Here is an 18,404-nt window from a genome sequence, read left to right as displayed (position 1 = left end):
CGTGTCCCGGAAGGACATCACCCCGGCCGCTCTTCCCCCAGATTCAGCGGTTATTGGTTTAGTGGTATTGCTTCAGTTCAAGCTTAGCCACGGAATCCAGGTGCACCTCATCAGGCCCGTCCGCCAGCCTCAGGGTCCGGACGTGAGCCCAGGCCTTCGCCAGGAAAGTGTCCTGGGACACACCGGCACCACCGTGAACCTGAATCGCACGATCAATGATCTTCAACGCCATACTCGGGGCAATCACCTTGATCATCGCGATCTCCTGACGGGCCACTTTGTTGCCGACGGTGTCCATCATATGGGCCGCTTTCAGGGTCAACAGGCGCGCCTGCTCAATCTCGATGCGGCTGCGGGCGATGTCCTTGCGAATGGAATCGAAGCTGGACAGCGGCTTGCCGAAAGCTTCACGGGCATTGGCTCGCTGGCACATCAGCTCCAGGGCGCGCTCGGCGACACCGATGGTGCGCATGCAATGGTGGATACGGCCCGGCCCGAGGCGGCCCTGGGCGATTTCGAAACCACGGCCCTCACCCAGCAGGATGTTCTCCACCGGCACCCGCACATTGTCGTAGTGAATCTCGGCGTGACCGTGAGGCGCGTGGTCATAACCAAATACCGTCAACGGGCGAATCATCTTCACGCCCGGGGTGTCCAGGGGCACCAGGACCATGGACTGCTGCTTATGCTTCTCGGCATCCGGATCGGTCTTGCCCATGACGATGGCAATCTTGGCCGTGGTTGTCATGGCGCCGGAAGACCACCATTTGCGACCATTGATTACATACTCGTCGCCTTCACGACGGATTTCACAGGCGATGTTGGTGGCATCGGAGGAAGCCACGTCCGGCTCAGTCATAGAAAAACAGGAACGGATTTCGCCGTTAAGCAGGGGCTTCAGCCACTTGTCCTGCTGCTCTTTATTACCGTAGCGGGCAATGGTTTCCATGTTGCCGGTGTCCGGAGCGGAACAATTGAACACTTCCGGGGCCATGGCCGAACGGCCCATGACTTCGCACAAGTGCGCGTACTCGTAGTTGGTCAGGCCGGCGCCGAAGTCGCTTTCCGGCAGAAACAGGTTCCACAGGCCGGCGGCCTTGGCCTTGACCTTCAGTTCCTCAATGATCGGTACTGGCGCCCAACGGTTTTCCGCCTGCTCGACCTGCTCATGGTGCTTGTGCTCGTTCGGATAGATGTACTCATCCATGAATTCGTTCAGCTGCGCCTGCAGCTTCTTCGCCTTGTCAGACAGTTCAAACATGTCCGTTACCTCTCATTGTCGTTGGTTCGGTAAACCGGTGTGCTGCCGGCAGTCGCTGTTATTGTCGGATCCCAGGGTTTCAAATCGGCACCCCTTCTGGGCCCTCGCTGCCGGAACGGATACGGAAGGTGCCTTCCCCCATGGCCAGCAGGTTGCCCTTGTCGTCATGGATCTCACCGCTACTGTTGAAGATGCGGGAGCCACCGGCGCGCTTGCGCCCGGTCGCCCGGATGACGCCACCGGAACACTGCCCGGTGAAGGTGGTGGTCATGGTCAGGGTCAGCGCCTTGCGGCGCCGTCCCGGATAGGGACAATAGGTGCCGGCATCGGCCATCACGATATCCATCAGGGCGCTCAGCACCCCGCCGTGAATGACTCCCGCCAGGTTCAGGTGCTCAGGCCGGACCTCGAGTTTGATGACGGTCTCACCGTCCACCCAGGACACGTGGTGGTATCCCAGCAGGTTGTGGAAGCCTGGCAGATCTTTGGCACTGGTAATGTGGTGTTGCTGGTCACTCATCAGACTTTCATCCCCGGAAGGTTAAGAGAAGCGGTGTTGCCACCATCCACGGGCAGGGACTGACCGGTGATATAGCTGGCGTCGTCGCTGGCCAGGAACAGGATCGCCGCGGCGATCTCTTCCGGCGCGCCATAGCGACGCAACTCGCAACGGGCCCCCAGCTTGTGGGCCTTCTCGTTGGCGCGAGCGTAGTCGAAGACTGCCTGGGTCATGCCGGTCTCCACCAGCCCCGGGCATACTGCATTCACTCGAACATTGTCCGTGCCCAGGTCACAGGCGGCCGTCATGGTGAGGTTTATTACCCCAGCCTTGGACGCGCTGTAGGCATTTCCACCGGCACCGGAGCGGATACCCGCCACGGAGGCGGTATTCACGATCGAGCCCAGCTTTCGGGCCTGCATGTGTGGCGCCACATGCTTGATAAACAGCATAGTGCCGATCAGGTTCACCGACAGGACTTTCTCCCATTCTTCCCGATCATTCCCGGTGACGTCGGGATGGCCCCCGCCAGTACTGGCAATACCGGCGACATTGCACAGCACGTCAATCCGGCCGAAGGTGGACACCGTTTCCTCAACCAACGATCTGACCTGGTCTTCGTCCGCCACATCACCAATACGGCGCAGGGTCTCAGCGCCTTCCGGCATCAGGCCCTCGGTATCCAGCAGGCCAGCTTCGGAGCGATCCACCATCATCACCCGCGCCCCTTCGCGGGCCAGCCTGACTGCGGTAGCCCTGCCGATGCCGCTACCTGCCCCGGTAACGATGGCTACCCGATTATCGAAACGCCCCATGCCGATGCTCCTTTTTGTGTTTTGTTGCGCCGTCATAAATTTCAACTTGACTGTAATTTGTCACGCCACCGGGTTTTGAGTCAATATATTCGGAAGTTAATTTCACTAGATAAAACACAACAACACCGAGAGGCGGAAAAATGAAAAACACGCAGCACATGCCTGTCTATGCTCCCATTGACCCGGAAGAGGCCATGGAAGCCCTCGGTCAACGTATCCAGCAACTGGCGATGGAACGCCCTGACCATGTCGCACTCATTGATGGAGAGACGCAAGTCAGCTGGCGGGAACTGGTCAGGCGCGCCAATCGCATTGCCAATCGGCTAAGGTCCGCCGGCCTGAAACAGGGCGATGCCGTGGCGGGGCTAGCGGAAAACAGCATCAACTACGTCGCGCTGTACCTCGGCACATTGGTCGCCGGTGGCTGCATGGTGCCGCTCTCAGGCATGGCCAGCGACGACAGCCTGGCACTGATGCTGAAAGATTGCGGCGCCCGTTTCCTGTTTGTGTCCCGAAAGAATTTTGATCTGTTTGAAGGCATGACCAACAAGCCCGACGCTCTCGGACCCGATCAGTGTATTGGACTGGATGGTCACGGCCCGGGGATAAGCCAGGATCTTGAGTCCTGGCTGGGAGACATCGACGCCGGTGCCAACCCGGCGCCGGTTACCCTGGATGATCCGTTCAACATTATTTACAGCTCCGGCACCACCGGCACCCCCAAGGGCATTCTTCACGACTATCGTTTCCGCCAGCGTCAGATGGTCCGGATGAGCCGCTTCGGGCTGGACGGCGATGCCATTAACCTGGTCTCCACGCCGATGTATTCCAACACCACCCTGGTGTCCGTGTTGCCCACCCTGTTCTACGGCGGCACCCTGGTACTCATGGCGAAGTTTGATGCCCGGCGCTTCCTGGAACTGGCCGAACGCTACCGCGTGACCCACGCCATGCTGGTTCCGGTCCAGTATCAGCGCATCCTTGCCGATCCGGAATTCGATCGCTTCGATCTGTCCGCCTTCCAGCTCAAACTCTGCACCAGCGCCCCCCTGGGAGCGAAGGTCATCAAGGAAGCCATGGAGCGCTGGCCCGGCAACATCCGCGAGGTGTATGGACTGACGGAAGGCGGTATTTCCACCAGTCTGGACTGCGCTGCCCATCCGGATAAGTGGGACTCGGTAGGAATACCAACCGAAGGTGCGGAAGTCCGGGTGATTGACGAGGAAGGCAACGAACTGCCCCAGGGTGAAACCGGGGAGATCGTGGGTCGTGCCATCTCCATGATGCGGGGTTACATCAACCGCGAGGAACAGACACGGGACATGCTCTGGACCAGCCCGGAGGGCCTGGTGTTCTATCGCAGCGGTGATATGGGTCGAATCGACGACGAGGGCTTTGTCTATATTCTGGACCGCCGCAAGGACATGATCATCTCCGGCGGGTTCAACATCTATGCCGTGGATCTGGAAAAGGTGCTGCAGGCCCACCCCGCCGTCGCCGATGTTGCGGTGATTGGCATTCCCAGCGAGCAATGGGGTGAAACACCGCTGGGACTGGTGGTGCGCAAGCCCGGCTGCACGCAGGATGAAGCGGACATCCTGGACTGGGCCAATGGACAACTGGGCAAGACCCAACGCCTCGCGGCGATTGAGTTCCGCCCGGAGCTGCCCCGCTCCACCATTGGCAAGGTGTTGAAGCGGGAGCTGCGGGCGCCTTACTGGGTCTGACCTAGCGCGTCTCCATCCGCGTCAGAGCGGCCCGGCAATCCTCCGACCGAAGCCGCTCGGCAAACACCGTGCGCTCCCGCTCGAGGGCCTCGCGTACCGCTTCCCGCCAGGGGGCCTTGATCAGCCGCTTGCTGGCTCTCAGGGCTTCCCGGGGTTTGCCCGCGAGCCTGCTGGCCTGTGCCAGCGCCTCTTCCACCGCCTGCCCGTCATCGACGGCACGGCTGACCAGCCCGCATTCCCGGGCCTCCTCTCCGTTCAGGGTTTCACCCATCAGCAACAAATCCGCAGCACGTCGGGACCCCAGGTGCAAAGGCATGGTCACGGTAGAGGCGGCCTCCGGCACCAGCCCCAGATCCACAAACGCCGTCTTGAAGCGTGAGGAGCGGCCGGCGATGACCGAATCACAATGCAATAGCAGGGTGGTGCCGATCCCGATGGCCAGTCCTTCCACCGCTGCGATGACCGGTGTATCACAAGCCATAAGAACCTCGATGAAGTCCAGGGCGGCAGAGGGTTTCGGGTTGGCATCCGTAGCGCGGGCGCGGAAATCATCAAGATCGTTGCCGGCGGTAAACACACCGCCTTCGCCACTGAGCACAATGGCATGCACACCGGTGTCTGCCGCCGCTGCGCCCACGCCGTCGGCCAGCGCCTGGTACATGTCACGGGTCAATGCATTTTTCTTGTTCGGCCTGTTGATCACCAGATGGGTCACACCCGGCTGATTTTGCGTGGTAATCACTATGAACTCCTCTATGGACTAAACTTTGGTAATGGATATCAACGACTATCCTATTGCAAAAAGCAAAGTGTGTGATAGATTCAGATACAAGGATTCGTTCTGCAACCGTTAGTTTTGCAGAGCGAAATAGGCAACAGGACGACTAACACAATAACGATCGAGGTCCAGCAATGAAGATGCTAACCACCGCCAGAAAAACCCTTACTGTTTACGGCTCCGCCCTGACCCTGGGCCTGGCCGCCGCCCTGGCCAGCGCCCCGGTCGCTGCCGAGGAAACCTACACCTGGAAGGTCCAGTCCCACTGGCCGGGCTCCAGCAGTTCCTATGAAGACAGCCTGGTTCGCCTCAAGAATATTATTGAAGAACGCACCGACGGACGCCTGGAACTGGAGCTGTACGAAGCCGGCTCACTGTTCAAGGCCAAGGAAATCTTCAACGCTGTCAGCCGGGGCATTCTGGAAATGGGCACCATTTCCCCGTCCTATGCTCAGGACAAGATTACCCTCGCCGGCATTGCCTCCGGCCTGCCCTTTGCCTTCCGTAATGTCTGGGAAGCCGCCTATTTCCACCAGGGCCTGGGCTTTGAACAAATGCTTCGTGATGAAGCCGCCGAGCATAACGTTTACTGGGCAACCGACAAGGTCTACCCCACCGAGATGGTGGTCAAGCAGCCGATCAACAGCTGGGACGACTTCACCAAGCTGAAAATCCGCTCTTCCGGGGCATTGCAGACATTCCTGACCGAAGCCGGTGCCGCCGCGTCCTACATCCCGGGTGGTGAACTCTACACCGCCCTGGACTCCGGCATTGTCGACGGTGCCCACTGGGGCGCTTCCCAGGGTGCCTTCTCCATGGGCCTGTATGAAGTGGCCAAGTACCACGTGCAGCCGGCACTGAACATCGCCGGCACCGACGTCATCATTGTCAGCCAGAAGGCCCTGGACAAGCTGCCGGAAGACATGCAGAAAATCGTCAAGCAGGCGCTGGATGAGCAGTTCTGGTTCCGTACCAACGAGTACCTGTACAAGGAACGCATCACTCTGGCCAAGGCCATCAGCGAACACGATGTTCAGGTCAACACCCTGCCGGATGATGTACAGGATCGTCTGACCCAGACCGCCCAGAAACTGTGGGATGAGGAAGGCAAGCGCAGCGACAACGCCGAGAAGGCGCTGGACATGCTGAAAGACTACCTGTCGGAGCTCGGCTACCTGTAAGCGCCTGACACCAGAAACCGGCCGGGCCAGTATTTCTGGCCCGGCTTTGCTTATGAACCCACCGTTTCCCGGAGAATACCAATGGGTGTGCTGACTGCATTCATGAGAGGCGTTACCCGCCTCAATGATGTTATCGGGCGCGGGATAGCGCTGATCGTTTTTGCCATGTTCGTATTCCTGATCATGGAAGTGGCCTTCCGCTACCTGTTCAACTCACCCACCGTGTGGACCAACGAACTGACCCAGATGCTGTTTGGCATCTACGCGGTCATGTCCGGTGGTTACATCATGGCGCACCGGGGCCACGTCAATGTCGATCTGTTGCACTCGCATCTGCCGCCTCGCGGCCGGGCCATCCTCGACATTCTGACCTCGGTGGTGTTCTTCATCTTTACCCTGGCACTGTTGTACTTCGGCTACGACATGGCGAGCGAGTCCATTGCCAGCTGGGAAACCTCCTATTCCGCCTGGAACCCGCCGATCTGGCCCGTGAAGGCTGCCATTCCATTGGGCACCGGTTTGCTGGTTCTGCAAGGCATCGTCAAGTTACTGGAAGACATTGCAGTGGCATTCAACCTCAGTTACTACACCCCGGAGCCACAGGAAGAAACTAAAGGAGAGGCATTGTGAGTATTGAAGTCCTTACCCTGCTGTTCTTCGGCTCCCTGCTGTTCTTCCTGCTGCTCGGCCTGCCACTGGCCTTTGTGCTGGGTGGCGTGTCCGTTGTCTTCCTGTATTTCACCTGGGGATTCGATTCCTTCTACATGGTGTCCTCGCAGATCTGGGGCACGATGGAAAGCTTCACCCTGGTTGCGATCCCCCTGTTCGTGTTCATGGCGATGATCCTGGAGCGAACCGGGGTGGCCAAGGACCTCTACCGCATGATGCACCTCTGGTGCGGAGGCCTGCGGGGTGGCCTGGCCATCGGCACCCTCGTTATCTGTGCCGTATTCGCGGCCATGGTCGGTATCAGCGGCGCGGCGGTTGTCGCCATGGGCACCATCGCCCTGCCGTCCATGCTGGAACGGGGCTATGACAAGAAAATGGCCCTGGGTGTGATCAACACCGGCGGTGGCTGGGGCATTCTTATTCCCCCCAGCATCCTGATGATTCTCTATGCCCTCATCACCGGCGTGTCCGTGGGCAAGATGTTTGCCGCCGGCATCATGCCGGGCATTCTGCTGATGGTACTGACCGCCATCTATATCCTGGTGCGCAGCCACCTGCAGCCCGAACTGGCCCCTGCTCTGCCGAAGGAAGAGCGTGGTACCTGGCCGGAGAAGCTTCGTGCCCTGCGGGCGGTGCTGTTGCCCATCGGCGTAGTGTTCATGGTGCTGGGTTCGATCATTGGCGGCATCACCACGCCAACCGAAGCCGCCGCGATGGGTGTCCTCGGCGCACTGATCTCCGCTGCTGTCTACAAGCAGTTCAAGTGGAGCATCATGCAGGAAGCGGCGATCCGGACCTTCAAGCTCACTGGCATGATCATGTGGATCCTGTTCGCGGCCCACGCCTTCAGTGCCGCCTATCAGAGCATGGGCGCCCAGGACCTGATCGAGAGCCTGATGAACATGATTCCCGGCGGGCCCTGGGGCATCATCATTGCCATGATGGTGATTGTGTTCCTGCTGGCCATGGTACTGGACCCGGTCGGCATCATGCTGATTACCCTGCCGGTGTTCATGCCGATTGTGGAATCCCTGGGGTTCGATCCGATCTGGTTCGGCATCCTGTTCGTGATCAACATGGAAATCGGCTACATGACGCCGCCCTTCGGCTTCAACCTGTTCTACCTGAAGGGCGTGGTGCCACCCTGCATCACCATGAAGGATATCTATTCCTCGATCATCCCCTTCGTCATTGTCGAGATTGTCGGTCTCGCTCTGATCATGATCTTCCCGGAAATCGCCACCTACCTGCCGGATCTGTTCTTCTGAGCTGATCCGGCTCTTGATCAGATTCAGCAGGTTGCGCGCTTCGAGGTGTAGCGTCTATTTTATAGACAATCCCCCGACTCAAGGATTCGGGGGCACACTGTTCACGGAGGGAACTCATGAAACGCGCACTTTCGCTCTGCCTTGCCCTGGCTCTCACCCTGCTCTTTTCGGCCAGCCCGGTGGCTGCCGACAGCCTCACTGACGGGAAAGTCCGGGCCTTCATCAACACCCTGCAAGAAGCCGAAACCCTCGAAGGCGACTTTGACCAGCTGAACGAGGAACTGCCGGGCTCCGGAAATCCGTCGGAAATGCCCGATTTCTCATCCATCTTTTCCGACTCGGTAAACAAAATGCGGGGTCACGAAGCCTACGACCGCATGGAAGACATCGTTGAAGACAACGGTTTTGACTCCATGGAAGACTGGGGCGCCACGGGGGATCGGGTATTCCAGGCCTGGATGGCCATTGAAATGGAAAACCAACACCCTGAAATGGTGCGGGAGATGGCCGGCGCGATGGATGAAATCAACAACAACCCTCATCTTACCGAGGCTCAGAAGGAGCAGATGCGGGCCATGATGGGGAATGCGACGGCCGCCCTGGAGAATGCGAGCGAGGCCCCGGAGGCAGACAAACAGGCAGTCAGGCCACACATGGAGGCGCTGCGATCAGCGACTGGCTCAGGTGAGGACTACTGACGAACCCCGCAAGACAGAGCTCGGTAAACGGCTGGCTAAAAAGGGCAGAACCAACGCGGTTCTGCCCTGATCAGGGTTACGCTATCAGGTTGTATATAAACACGATGGCCACCGCGACCGGTGTCACGAAACGAATCAGGTTATACCAGAGGGTAAAGCTGCCACTCTCCATCGCCAGATCCGCCTTCAGGGACTCTTTCGCCACAAACCAGCCGACAAATACTGCGGTCAGAAGTCCTGACAATGGCAACATCACGTTGGCGGTGAAGAAATCAAGCAAGTCGAAGATGGTATTGCCTTCAAAGCGCTCGAACATGCCCAGCGGCGCAAAACCGGCCCACTCGTTCAGGGACAGGATAGACGCAACACCCAGCAACCAACAGGCAGCGCCCACCAGGATCGCGCTACCAACACGCGCCATGGAGAACTTCTCTTCAACCCACTCAACCACCGGTTCCAGCAGCGAAATACCGGAGGTCCAGGCGGCAAACAGCAACAGCACGAAGAACAGCGTGCCGAACAGGCTGCCCATGGGCATCTGGCCAAAGGCCAGAGGTAGGGTCTGGAAGATCAGGCCGGGGCCGGCACCGGCTTCCAGTCCATTGGCAAACACCAACGGGAAAATCGCCAGCCCCGCCAGCAACGCCACCACAGTGTCCATAACCGAGACCATGACCGCTGTGCGGCCAATGGAAACATCCGGGCTGAGATAGGAACCGTAAGCCATCATGATCGCCATACCCAGACTCAGGGTGAAGAAAGCATGGCCCAGCGCAATCAACACGCCGTTAACCGTCAGGGCGCTGAAATCCGGGGTGAACAGGAAACTCACCGCCCGGCCAAAGCCATTGGTTGTCGCGGCATAGCCAACGACAAGCAGCAACAGCACAAACAGGGCCGGCATCAGGATGGTGACCGCCCGCTCAAGACCGGATTTGAGGCCGCGAGCTACCACGAAAATGATCAATGCCATAAACAGGGTATGCCACGCCAGCAACACACCGGGGCTGGCGAGCAGGTCACCGAAGATAGCGCCGATGGCGTCCGCGCTCTGGCCGGTAAAGTCACCGCTGGCCGCGTGGCCAATATAGGATGCCGCCCAGCCGCCAATCACGGAATAGAACGACAGGATAATAAAAGCCGCCAGCACGCCGATAATGGCCGAGATGCGCCAGGCCGGTGAGCTCAGATTGCGTTCTGCGACCAGCTGCATGCTGGTTACCGGGTTATTACGGCCATTACGGCCAATAAACACTTCCGCCATCATGATGGGGATACCGATAATGGCGATACACAGCAGGTAAACCAGGACAAAGGCACCGCCGCCATTCTCACCGGTCACATAGGGAAACTTCCAGATATTGCCAAGGCCAACAGCGGAACCGGTCGCCGCCAGAATAAAGGCCAGCCGTGAAGACCACATGCCGCGTGGAGCTGTGGCCGTATTGTTGTCAGTCATGTTTTCATCCTGTGCTTTTGGCTGATGAATCGCTTTATATTGGATTTGCCGGAGATGGCCTCCGGCAATTGGAGCGGGATTTTGCCAGTAGTCGCACATCGATGCCAGTTAACTGGGCGCGGCACATGACTGTCTGCCGCGCCCGGCTTGCTAACTAGCCGTTTCTACTGACAAAGCGTGTAACCAGATCTTTCAATCCGTGTGACATATCACTCAGACTGGTACTGCTGTTCTGGGCGGAGTTAGCCTGCTCGGTACTATTATCCGCCAGTTCGGCAATGCTCACAATCTGCCGGTTAATCTCATCAGATACGTGACTTTGCTCCTCAAAGGCCGCGGACATATTGATAAAGCTGTCTGAAATGCTCTGGATAGCCGACACAATGTCCCGCAACGAGGTTTCTGCCTCGCGGACTTTCGCCAGCCCCTGGCCAGCCACTTCCTCGCCGTCACGGGTCGCCGATACCGCCTGTTCAACCTGTTGGCGGAAGTCGTCAATCACTTCCTGGATTTTCACGGTCGACTCACGGGTTCGGCTGGCCAGGGTCCGGACTTCATCCGCCACCACCGCAAAGCCCCGTCCCTGCTCTCCGGCACGGGCCGCCTCAATCGCCGCATTGAGAGCCAGCAGATTGGTCTGATCCGCAATGTCAGAGATCAACTTGGCGGCTTCACCGATGCTGTTGGTGGATTCGCCCAGTCTACCGATCACCTTACCAATGCCGTTGACGCGCGTCACCAACTGCTCGATGGCGTCCAGCGCCTCCGCACTGCGCTTGCTGCCTGTGGCTGCGAAACTGTTGGCTTCTTCAGCATCGCGGGCGTTGGCGTTTACGGATTCCGCCACTTCCTGAATGGAGGCCGTCATCTCATTGATCGCAGACGCGGTCTGATCGGTTTCCGCGCGCTGCCGCGCTATGGCTTTGGCACCCTCGCTGATGTAACCGTGGGACGCTTGTGCCTGCTCGAACAACAGCTCCGCCTGATCCTCTATCCTGGCCAGTGCCGTACGAATTCGAGCGTCTTCGCTGACCAGTACCATCGCAAGCTGCGAGAACAGACCACTCTCGTCACTGTATGTCCGGGCCACAACCGGGTCGCGGAATGCATCCGGACGCAACGACAGGATCCGGTTCAAGCGGCCGGTGACCGATTTCAGAACAAAAGCCGCACCCAAAACATGACCAACCACAATCATGGCAATGGCCAGCGTCTGCTCGCCCATGCCGAGCGCACCCAGACTCAAAACCAGGGACAATAAAAATGGCCAGCCGGATTTGAACACGGAGGTCACACGGCTCTGGAGACCGACGATGGAACTCCCCGCGTTGATCCGCTTATACAGGTTTTCGGCGCGTCCAACCTGTTCCCGTGTCGGGGGGACGCGAACCGATTCATAGCCAACAACCTGGCCATTCTCCCGAATCGGCGTGACATAGGCACTGACCCAGTAATGATCACCGGACTGGGCGCGGTTTTTCACCACCCCCATCCAGGCCTTACCGGCTTTCAGGTAGTCCCACATGCCCTTGAACACGGCCTGTGGCATATCCGGGTGACGGATAACATTGTGCGCCTGGCCAACCAGTTGCTCGCGGGAGAACCCGCTGATCTCGGCAAACTCGTCGTTACAGTAGGTGATAACCCCTTTCAGGTCGGTGGTGGTGATCAGACGACCACCCTCACGCATTTTCACTTCCCTCTGGGTAACCGGCAGGTTCTTCCTCATAACGGCATCCGTCTCGTCTAATGGGCGCTTTGGCGCCATTTTCCTCAGCTAGTGGCAAGGTAGACTAATATCACGCTTCTACCAAAAACCACTATCTTTGTATGGTTACCAAAGTTATCGGCCAGTAACGGGAAATTATGAGTACCCAAGTTCACGTAATAGCGAGGCGGGCCCGGGGGTGAAAGCGGGCGTTCAGCCAAAGTGACGCAGCGATCACCGCCCCCCCGAGGGCCAGTCGCAGCAGGTCAGCATCCCGGTTCCAGATCAACAGGTTAACCAGCAGCCCCGCGGGCACCAACGCGTTGTTCATGATCGCCAGTGTTCCCGCATCCACATGACAGCCGCCGCGGTTCCACAGGAATAACCCGACACCGGAGGCTGCCAACCCCAACCAGGCCAGGACGCCCCATTGCAGGCCGGTTTCCGGTAGCCGGCTGCTGTCACCAAAAATCAGAAATGAGGGCAGCGCGATGATCAGCGCCCCAAAGAAGAAATACCCGAACGTACGGAAGGCGGGAATATCGGACGGGTAATGACGCATCACGTGCTTGTAGCCCACCTGCCCGGCGGCAAAGGTAAAGTTGGCCACCTGCAACAACAGGAAGCCGGTTATGAAATCCTGGCTCAACCCATCGTAGCGGATGATGCCGGCGCCCAGGGTGGCAACGGCGGCTGCCAGCAGCGCCACTGGCGAAAAGCGGCGATACATCGCATCGTCGATCAGGGTGACGTACAGCGGCGTGAAGATAGTGAACAGCAGCACCTCCGGTACGGTGAGGTAACTGAAGGACCGATAGAGGCACAGGTAGGTGATACCAAACTGCAGCATGCCGGTGACCAGGATCCCCAGTTTCTGTCCTGAGGCGACCCCGCGCCAACGGGTAAACGGCAGGAACACCAGCGCCGCCAGCAGGACCCGTGTCAATACTGCGAAGTCACTGTCCACCTGACCGGCGAGAAACTCACCGATCAGGCTGAAGGAGAATGCCCATAGAACCGTTACAAAGACCAGAAGACCCATAATACCGACGCCAATTGTTCAGAAAAGCGGCACTTTACCGCTTCGCTCCCAACGCTGTACAGCCATGCAAGACCATTCGCCTATACCGGAAAAACAGTATGCCGGTAACGACTCTGTTCGGTTACCATGCCCGCTGGCACACCACCTGTTCATCTCCCAAACCGCCAAGGCAGCATCACACCCCATGGACGAGACCCATCAGCCCCTGCCCGCCAGTCGACAACCGCTGATCCGGCGGACGCTCACCGAATGGCGCACCCTGGCGATACTGGGTGGGCCAATCCTGATCGCCCAGCTGGCGCAGATGGCTAACGGGGTGATCGATACCGTCATGGCGGGCCACGCCAGTGCCGAAGACCTGGCGGCGGTGGGTATCGGCAGCAGCCTGTGGATGCCGCTTTTCCTGTTTTTCATGGGGTTGCTGGGCGCACTACAGCCCATCATTTCCGGCTACAACGGCGCCCGTACCACCGACAGGATCATGCCGGCCACCTGGCAGGGGCTCTACATTGCCGCCGCCGGATCGGTGGTGATGATCCTGCTACTGACCCACGTGCATCCGGTTCTGGACCAGCTCAACCTCGAACCCCATACCGCCGGCATCACCCAGGGTTACCTCGACGCCTTTGCCTGGGGAGTACCGGCCCTGTTACTGATGACCGCGCTGCGGGGTCTGACCGATGGCCTGGGGCATACCCGTGTGATTATGGCCTTCGCCTTGTTAAGCACCCTGTTCAACCTGCCGCTGAATTACATCTTCATCTACGGAAAACTGGGGCTGCCCGCCATGGGGGGCGTGGGATGTGGCTGGGCCACGTCGCTGTCCAACGGTATTGCCGCTATTGCCCTGCTGGTGTACCTGAATCGCAGCGAGGTTTACCGTCGGTTTCACCTGCTGGCCGACTGGGTAAAGCCAGACCCTGACGGCATTCGCTACATCCTGAAAATCGGGGTACCCATCGGTTTCACGATTTTCGTGGAAGCCAGCCTGTTCTCTGTCATCGCCCTGTTCCTCGCACCGCTGGGGCCAGTGGTGGTGGCCGGCCACCAGATCGCGCTTAATGTGGTCTCCCTGGTGTTCATGCTGCCGCTGAGTATCGGTATGGCCCTGACTCTCAGGGTCAGTTTCCTTATTGGTGCCCGGGCGCCGGACACCGCACGACTGATTTCCCGCAGTTCGCTGATCCTGGCCGCGGCTGTTGCGCTGGTGTTTGCCACCCTGCTGTTCACATTTTCAGAGCAGATTGCCGCGCTGTACACCAGCGACGCTGCGGTCAGGGAGGTGACAGTCAGCCTGCTGATGTTCGCGGCACTGTTCCAGATTGCCGATGTCATTCAGGTTACCTGCATCAGCGCCCTGCGGGGCTACAAGGACACCGCCATTCCCATGTTTATCATGCTGTTCTCGTTCTGGCTGGTGGGACTGCCACTGGGTTACGTGCTGACCTTTACCGACTGGCTGGCACCAGCCATGGGTGCGGCTGGCTTCTGGGTGGGGTTAACAGGCGGGCTGACATCCGCCAGCATCCTGCTGGGATTACGGTTGTTTCTCTATGCGCCAAGAGCCTGAATGTCCGAAAACACGACCTTGTCGCGCCCGCTATCCTTAGCCCGATAAAGGGCTGAGTCGGCTCGCGCCAGCCAACTGTCAACGCTCTCCCCGGCTTTGAACGACGCCACGCCAAAAGACACCGTCACAGGTCCGCCGGGACTCTTCATATACTTGCGCAGGACCTGCTGCAGGTTGTTGACCACCGCACGCAGGTCGGTTTCATCAACACCGGGCAGCAGCAACACAAACTCTTCTCCGCCGTAGCGGAACAGCTGATCGGTTTTCCGGGTATTCTGCTCGATCATCGCGACCAGTTCGGACAGTACCGTATCACCGACACCATGGCCGTACTGGTCATTGATGCTCTTGAAGTGATCGATATCCAGAAGGGCCAACGCACAGGGAGTGCTGGTGCGCTCCGCACTACTTGCGGCATACAACAGGGCCTGATCCATGGAACGACGGTTCTTTATACCGGTCAGGGGGTCAATCGTGGCCAGGTGCTCCAACCGCCGCCGTTGATCGTCATTACGATAGGCAAACACATAGGCGCAGGCGCTCACCACCAGGGCTGTCGATGCGAACGACCACATCTGCAGTTCGGAGCTGAACGCTCCACCGTGAATGATCAACGCCACCACCGATGCAATATTCAGGACAATGGCAATACGCGGGCTGGTCAGGAAAAAGCTGGTTACCAGACAAGGGTATAACCAGAACAGGCCGGGTTCTCCCACCACGGCACCCACCATAACAGCCCCGCCACAGGCAATAATGGCCAGTATCAGACCGCTGCGACGAGTATCCCCGGTGATCCAGGCGTAGGCCACGCCGCTGGTAATACCAAGCAATATGGTGGTATCAACAATGCCCGCCAGAACATTCCCCTGCATGAACCGCATCACCGCAAACGGCGTGATGCCCAACACCGCGCTGGCGCCAAGCAGGGTAATGATCGATAACCGGAAATCGGTTTTCAGGCGATAGAGCATGGCTCTTCCAAAGCTGTGAATATTGTCGCTGGATACGGCGGTGGCGACTGCCCTTCCGGACTTGCTTCTGCTCCCTAGGATAGCGCATGTATCAGGAAGGAGCGTCAGACGCTACGAAAAGTTACGAGACAACAGCAAGAATATATTGTGTGATCCATGATCACAGACTTTCAGGCGGAGCCGGAGTCAAACAATGCAAAATCCGTATGAATTGCATCGTTGACCCTCTCTGCATCTGGAGTGATCCCGGTTTCAGGGTTAGAGTTAAGCCAAATGCAAGAACAACAAAGTTCAGGAAATCAATCCGTGTCGAATCTTGTCCGTATCGCACCCGGCGCGTTGGTGGTAGGCAAACCCCTGCCATGGACGGTCTACGACGTTGAGGGTAACGTCCTGTTGCGCCAGGGCTATGTGATCCAGAACGACATGCAGCTGGAACAGCTGTTCGACCGGGGCCTGTTTCATCCACGCAAGATTGAACGCGGGCAGGAAGAGATCCTTGAGGACAACCGCCAGCGGAATCCATTCGCGGATTATCCGGTGCTGTTGCAAACCCTGGAAACAACTCTGAACGCGATCACCTCAGGCGAAGAAAGCGCCCTGAAACGACTGATGGGCCTCACCCGCCTGATTGAACGTATCTGTGACGAAGCGCCGGATGCCAGCCTGGCCCTGGTGCACCTGTATTCCATCGAGCCCACCATCCACGAACAGATCCTGTTCTACGGAATCCTCAGCCACTTTACCGCGCAAACGTTCGGACTGGACCGCAATCGAACCAGCCTGCTCACCAGTGCAGCCCTGGTGGCCAACCTGGCGCTGGTCCCGGTAGCAGATCAGTTGAATGCTTCCCGCAAGATCCTCACTGATGACCAGCGGGCGGTCATCCGCAAACACCCGCAGCGGAGCATCAGCGCCCTGCGCGCCGCTGGCATCCACAACCAGGCGCTGTTTGACGTGATCGCGCAACACCATGAACAAGCGGATGGTTCCGGATACCCGAAAGGGCTCAGCGGCACCGAAATACGGCCAGAGGCGGAAATTCTGGCGCTGGTGGAACGTTATGTGGCAATGATCACCAAACGGGCCTACCGGGAGCGGATGAACATCACTGACGCACGCAAACTGGTGGCCAGCCTGACCGACGGCCAGTTCCGACCAGCCATTCCCAAGGCATTGCTCGCTGTTCTGACGGAGTACCCCCCCGGCACCCTGGTGCGGCTGGCCAACAATGAAGTCGGGGTGGTCACCCAACGCCCGGTCCGTCACCTTGGCCCGTTTGTGAAAGCGATCCTCGGTCCACGCGGCAACCGATACAGCGGTACGTTTGAGCGGGATTGCAGCCTGCTGGAGTTCAATATTCGCGCGGTCGAGCAGCCTGAAGTCATGCCATCCATGGATTTCAGCCTGCTCTGGGGGTTCCGCTAGGGCCCGCAGCCGCTACTTCAGTCCCAGTGCCCCGGCATGGTGATTGAGGTGATCATCAATAAACGAGGCAATGAAGAAGTAACCGTGGTCGTAGCCCCGATGCATCCGCAGGTTGATATGGTGATGCACTTTCTCGCAGGCATCGACCAGTACCTCCGGATTCAGCTGGCTTTCCAGGAACTCATCGGCCGTACCCTGATCCACCAGCAGAGGCAGTCGCTCCCTGGCGGCGGGAATCAGCAGGGTGGCATCCCATTCCTCCCAGCGGCTTTGGTCATTGCCCAGATAACCGGTAAACGCCTTTTGTCCCCAGGGACATTCCGTGGGGTTGGCTATCGGTGCGAACGCTGAGACCGACGCATAACGCCCCGGATTTTTCAGGGCGCAGATCAGAGCGCCGTGGCCACCCATGGAATGGCCGCTGATGGCGCGCTGATCGGTCACCGGCAACTCGCTTTCCACCAACTGCGGCAACTCCTTCACCACGTAATCGTACATGCGGTAGTGAGGCGCCCACGGCTGTTCGATTGCGTTAATGTAGAAGCCTGCACCGGTGCCGAAATCGTAGCTGTCGTCTTCTCCCGGTAACCCCAGACCCCGTGGACTGGTATCCGGGCACACAATGGCGATCCCCAGTCGGGCGGCCTGCTTCTGGGCCCCGGCCTTCTGCATGAAATTCTGATCGGTACAGGTCAGTCCGGACAGCCAGTAGAGTACCGGTGCCGGACGCGGGTTATGGCCAACAGCCGAGGGCGGCAGATAAACAGCAAATTCCATGTCACAGCCCAGGGCTGCCGAGGTGTGGCGATAACGACGGTGTTCGCCATCAAAACAGACGTTGGCAGATAACAGTTCCATGATGTCCTCGGTTCAGAGAGTGAACGCTGGTCAGTCTCCCGCTCCAGCGAACTTTGGCAATTCGATGCCACAACCGGACCTGGCCAGTTCGGCCAGTATCGCGGTGCGGGTCACTATACCAACCAGACGACCATGATCCACCACCGGGTACACCTTGGGCTTGCCGGCCCCCAGGTTCTGGGCCAGATCCACCACCGCCATTTCCGGGGATATCGTCACCGGGTCGCGGAACATCACATCATCAACAATGGGATCGCCTTCGCAGTGGTAATTGCTGACGAGCAATGCGTGGATGCAGTCCTGCTCCGAGATGAACCCGATCACCTTCCGGTGCGCATCCACTACCGGCAAACCGGTAACATGATTCCGAAGGAGTGTTTTCACTACCCGGGTTAATGGCTCACCACATCGAATGGGTTCAATGTGGTTCCACATGACATCGGAAGCTTTCAATGAGCGCATGGATCAT

At 58.6% G+C, this 18,404-nt stretch carries 17 protein-coding genes; 7 read left to right on the top strand and 10 right to left on the bottom strand.

The genetic code is table 11. The annotated features are described in order from the left end of the window. Positions 1 to 58 precede the first annotated feature (58 nt). The 3 genes from ACJO5Y_RS09635 to ACJO5Y_RS09625 form a co-directional block, all read right to left on the bottom strand. Positions 59 to 1,261, bottom strand: coding sequence for an acyl-CoA dehydrogenase family protein (locus tag ACJO5Y_RS09635; protein ID WP_406986683.1), 1,203 nt, complete (start codon positions 1,259 to 1,261; stop codon positions 59 to 61). A gap of 79 nt (positions 1,262 to 1,340) precedes the next feature. Further along, positions 1,341 to 1,781, bottom strand: a complete 441-nt coding sequence (locus ACJO5Y_RS09630) for a PaaI family thioesterase (protein ID WP_406986681.1) — start codon at positions 1,779 to 1,781, stop codon at positions 1,341 to 1,343. Then, entirely contained in the window at positions 1,781 to 2,575 is a 795-nt protein-coding gene (locus tag ACJO5Y_RS09625) for an SDR family NAD(P)-dependent oxidoreductase (RefSeq protein ID WP_406986679.1), read from the bottom strand. The genes ACJO5Y_RS09630 and ACJO5Y_RS09625 overlap by 1 nt, the downstream gene beginning before the upstream one ends. 140 nt (positions 2,576 to 2,715) lie before the next feature. Between ACJO5Y_RS09625 and ACJO5Y_RS09620 the strand changes: the two genes are divergently transcribed. Then, positions 2,716 to 4,302 (top strand): class I adenylate-forming enzyme family protein, encoded by a 1,587-nt coding sequence (locus ACJO5Y_RS09620; RefSeq protein ID WP_406986677.1) that lies wholly within the window; start codon positions 2,716 to 2,718, stop codon positions 4,300 to 4,302. A gap of 1 nt (position 4,303) precedes the next feature. On the opposite strand, the gene ACJO5Y_RS09615 is transcribed toward ACJO5Y_RS09620, so the two are convergent. Beyond that, positions 4,304 to 5,044 carry an enoyl-CoA hydratase/isomerase family protein gene (locus ACJO5Y_RS09615; RefSeq protein ID WP_406986674.1) on the bottom strand — a complete coding sequence of 247 codons (741 nt, stop codon included), beginning with the start codon at positions 5,042 to 5,044 and terminating at the stop codon, positions 4,304 to 4,306. Positions 5,045 to 5,214: 170 nt separating this feature from the next. Here ACJO5Y_RS09615 and dctP point away from each other — a divergent pair, with 170 nt between their 5' ends. The 4 genes from dctP (at position 5,215) to ACJO5Y_RS09595 (ending at position 8,896) form a co-directional block, all read left to right on the top strand. Then, positions 5,215 to 6,261, top strand: a complete 1,047-nt coding sequence (dctP, locus tag ACJO5Y_RS09610) for a TRAP transporter substrate-binding protein DctP (RefSeq protein WP_406986672.1) — start codon at positions 5,215 to 5,217, stop codon at positions 6,259 to 6,261. 81 nt (positions 6,262 to 6,342) lie between these two features. Next, positions 6,343 to 6,891 (top strand): TRAP transporter small permease subunit, encoded by a 549-nt coding sequence (locus ACJO5Y_RS09605; RefSeq protein WP_406986669.1) that lies wholly within the window; start codon positions 6,343 to 6,345, stop codon positions 6,889 to 6,891. Then, positions 6,888 to 8,198, top strand: a complete 1,311-nt coding sequence (locus tag ACJO5Y_RS09600; RefSeq protein ID WP_406986666.1) for a TRAP transporter large permease — start codon at positions 6,888 to 6,890, stop codon at positions 8,196 to 8,198. Before ACJO5Y_RS09605 ends, ACJO5Y_RS09600 begins: the two co-directional genes overlap by 4 nt. Positions 8,199 to 8,314: 116 nt before the next feature. Continuing rightward, complete coding sequence (locus tag ACJO5Y_RS09595; RefSeq protein WP_406986664.1) at positions 8,315 to 8,896, top strand: hypothetical protein; 582 nt, start codon at positions 8,315 to 8,317, stop codon at positions 8,894 to 8,896. A 76-nt stretch (positions 8,897 to 8,972) separates the two neighbouring features. Here ACJO5Y_RS09595 and ACJO5Y_RS09590 read toward each other — a convergent pair whose 3' ends face one another. The 3 genes from ACJO5Y_RS09590 to ACJO5Y_RS09580 form a co-directional block, all read right to left on the bottom strand. Further along, entirely contained in the window at positions 8,973 to 10,355 is a 1,383-nt protein-coding gene (locus ACJO5Y_RS09590) for a sodium-dependent transporter (RefSeq protein ID WP_406986661.1), read from the bottom strand. A 154-nt stretch (positions 10,356 to 10,509) separates the two neighbouring features. After that, positions 10,510 to 12,084: a methyl-accepting chemotaxis protein gene (locus ACJO5Y_RS09585; RefSeq protein WP_406986659.1), complete on the bottom strand. Its 1,575-nt coding sequence runs from the start codon at positions 12,082 to 12,084 to the stop codon at positions 10,510 to 10,512. A gap of 151 nt (positions 12,085 to 12,235) precedes the next feature. Further along, positions 12,236 to 13,105 carry a carboxylate/amino acid/amine transporter gene (locus ACJO5Y_RS09580; RefSeq protein WP_406986656.1) on the bottom strand — a complete coding sequence of 290 codons (870 nt, stop codon included), beginning with the start codon at positions 13,103 to 13,105 and terminating at the stop codon, positions 12,236 to 12,238. Between the two features lie 184 nt (positions 13,106 to 13,289). Here ACJO5Y_RS09580 and ACJO5Y_RS09575 point away from each other — a divergent pair, with 184 nt between their 5' ends. After that, positions 13,290 to 14,675, top strand: a complete 1,386-nt coding sequence (locus ACJO5Y_RS09575) for an MATE family efflux transporter (RefSeq protein WP_406986686.1) — start codon at positions 13,290 to 13,292, stop codon at positions 14,673 to 14,675. On the opposite strand, the gene ACJO5Y_RS09570 is transcribed toward ACJO5Y_RS09575, so the two are convergent. Then, entirely contained in the window at positions 14,657 to 15,649 is a 993-nt protein-coding gene (locus ACJO5Y_RS09570; RefSeq protein ID WP_406986654.1) for a GGDEF domain-containing protein, read from the bottom strand. The genes ACJO5Y_RS09575 and ACJO5Y_RS09570 overlap by 19 nt on opposite strands. A gap of 306 nt (positions 15,650 to 15,955) precedes the next feature. Between ACJO5Y_RS09570 and ACJO5Y_RS09565 the strand changes: the two genes are divergently transcribed. Further along, positions 15,956 to 17,077 (top strand): HD-GYP domain-containing protein, encoded by a 1,122-nt coding sequence (locus ACJO5Y_RS09565; RefSeq protein ID WP_406986651.1) that lies wholly within the window; start codon positions 15,956 to 15,958, stop codon positions 17,075 to 17,077. Positions 17,078 to 17,089: 12 nt separating this feature from the next. On the opposite strand, the gene fghA is transcribed toward ACJO5Y_RS09565, so the two are convergent. Together fghA and ACJO5Y_RS09555 are read right to left on the bottom strand one after the other, a co-directional pair. Then, complete coding sequence (fghA, locus tag ACJO5Y_RS09560) at positions 17,090 to 17,935, bottom strand: S-formylglutathione hydrolase (protein ID WP_406986649.1); 846 nt, start codon at positions 17,933 to 17,935, stop codon at positions 17,090 to 17,092. 30 nt (positions 17,936 to 17,965) lie between these two features. Beyond that, positions 17,966 to 18,397 carry a CBS domain-containing protein gene (locus ACJO5Y_RS09555; protein ID WP_406986647.1) on the bottom strand — a complete coding sequence of 144 codons (432 nt, stop codon included), beginning with the start codon at positions 18,395 to 18,397 and terminating at the stop codon, positions 17,966 to 17,968. Positions 18,398 to 18,404: the final 7 nt, after the last annotated feature.

Source organism: Marinobacter alkalisoli (genome assembly GCF_045449855.1).
Classification (GTDB): domain Bacteria; phylum Pseudomonadota; class Gammaproteobacteria; order Pseudomonadales; family Oleiphilaceae; genus Marinobacter.
This window is presented reverse-complemented; position numbering and strand designations above follow the sequence as displayed.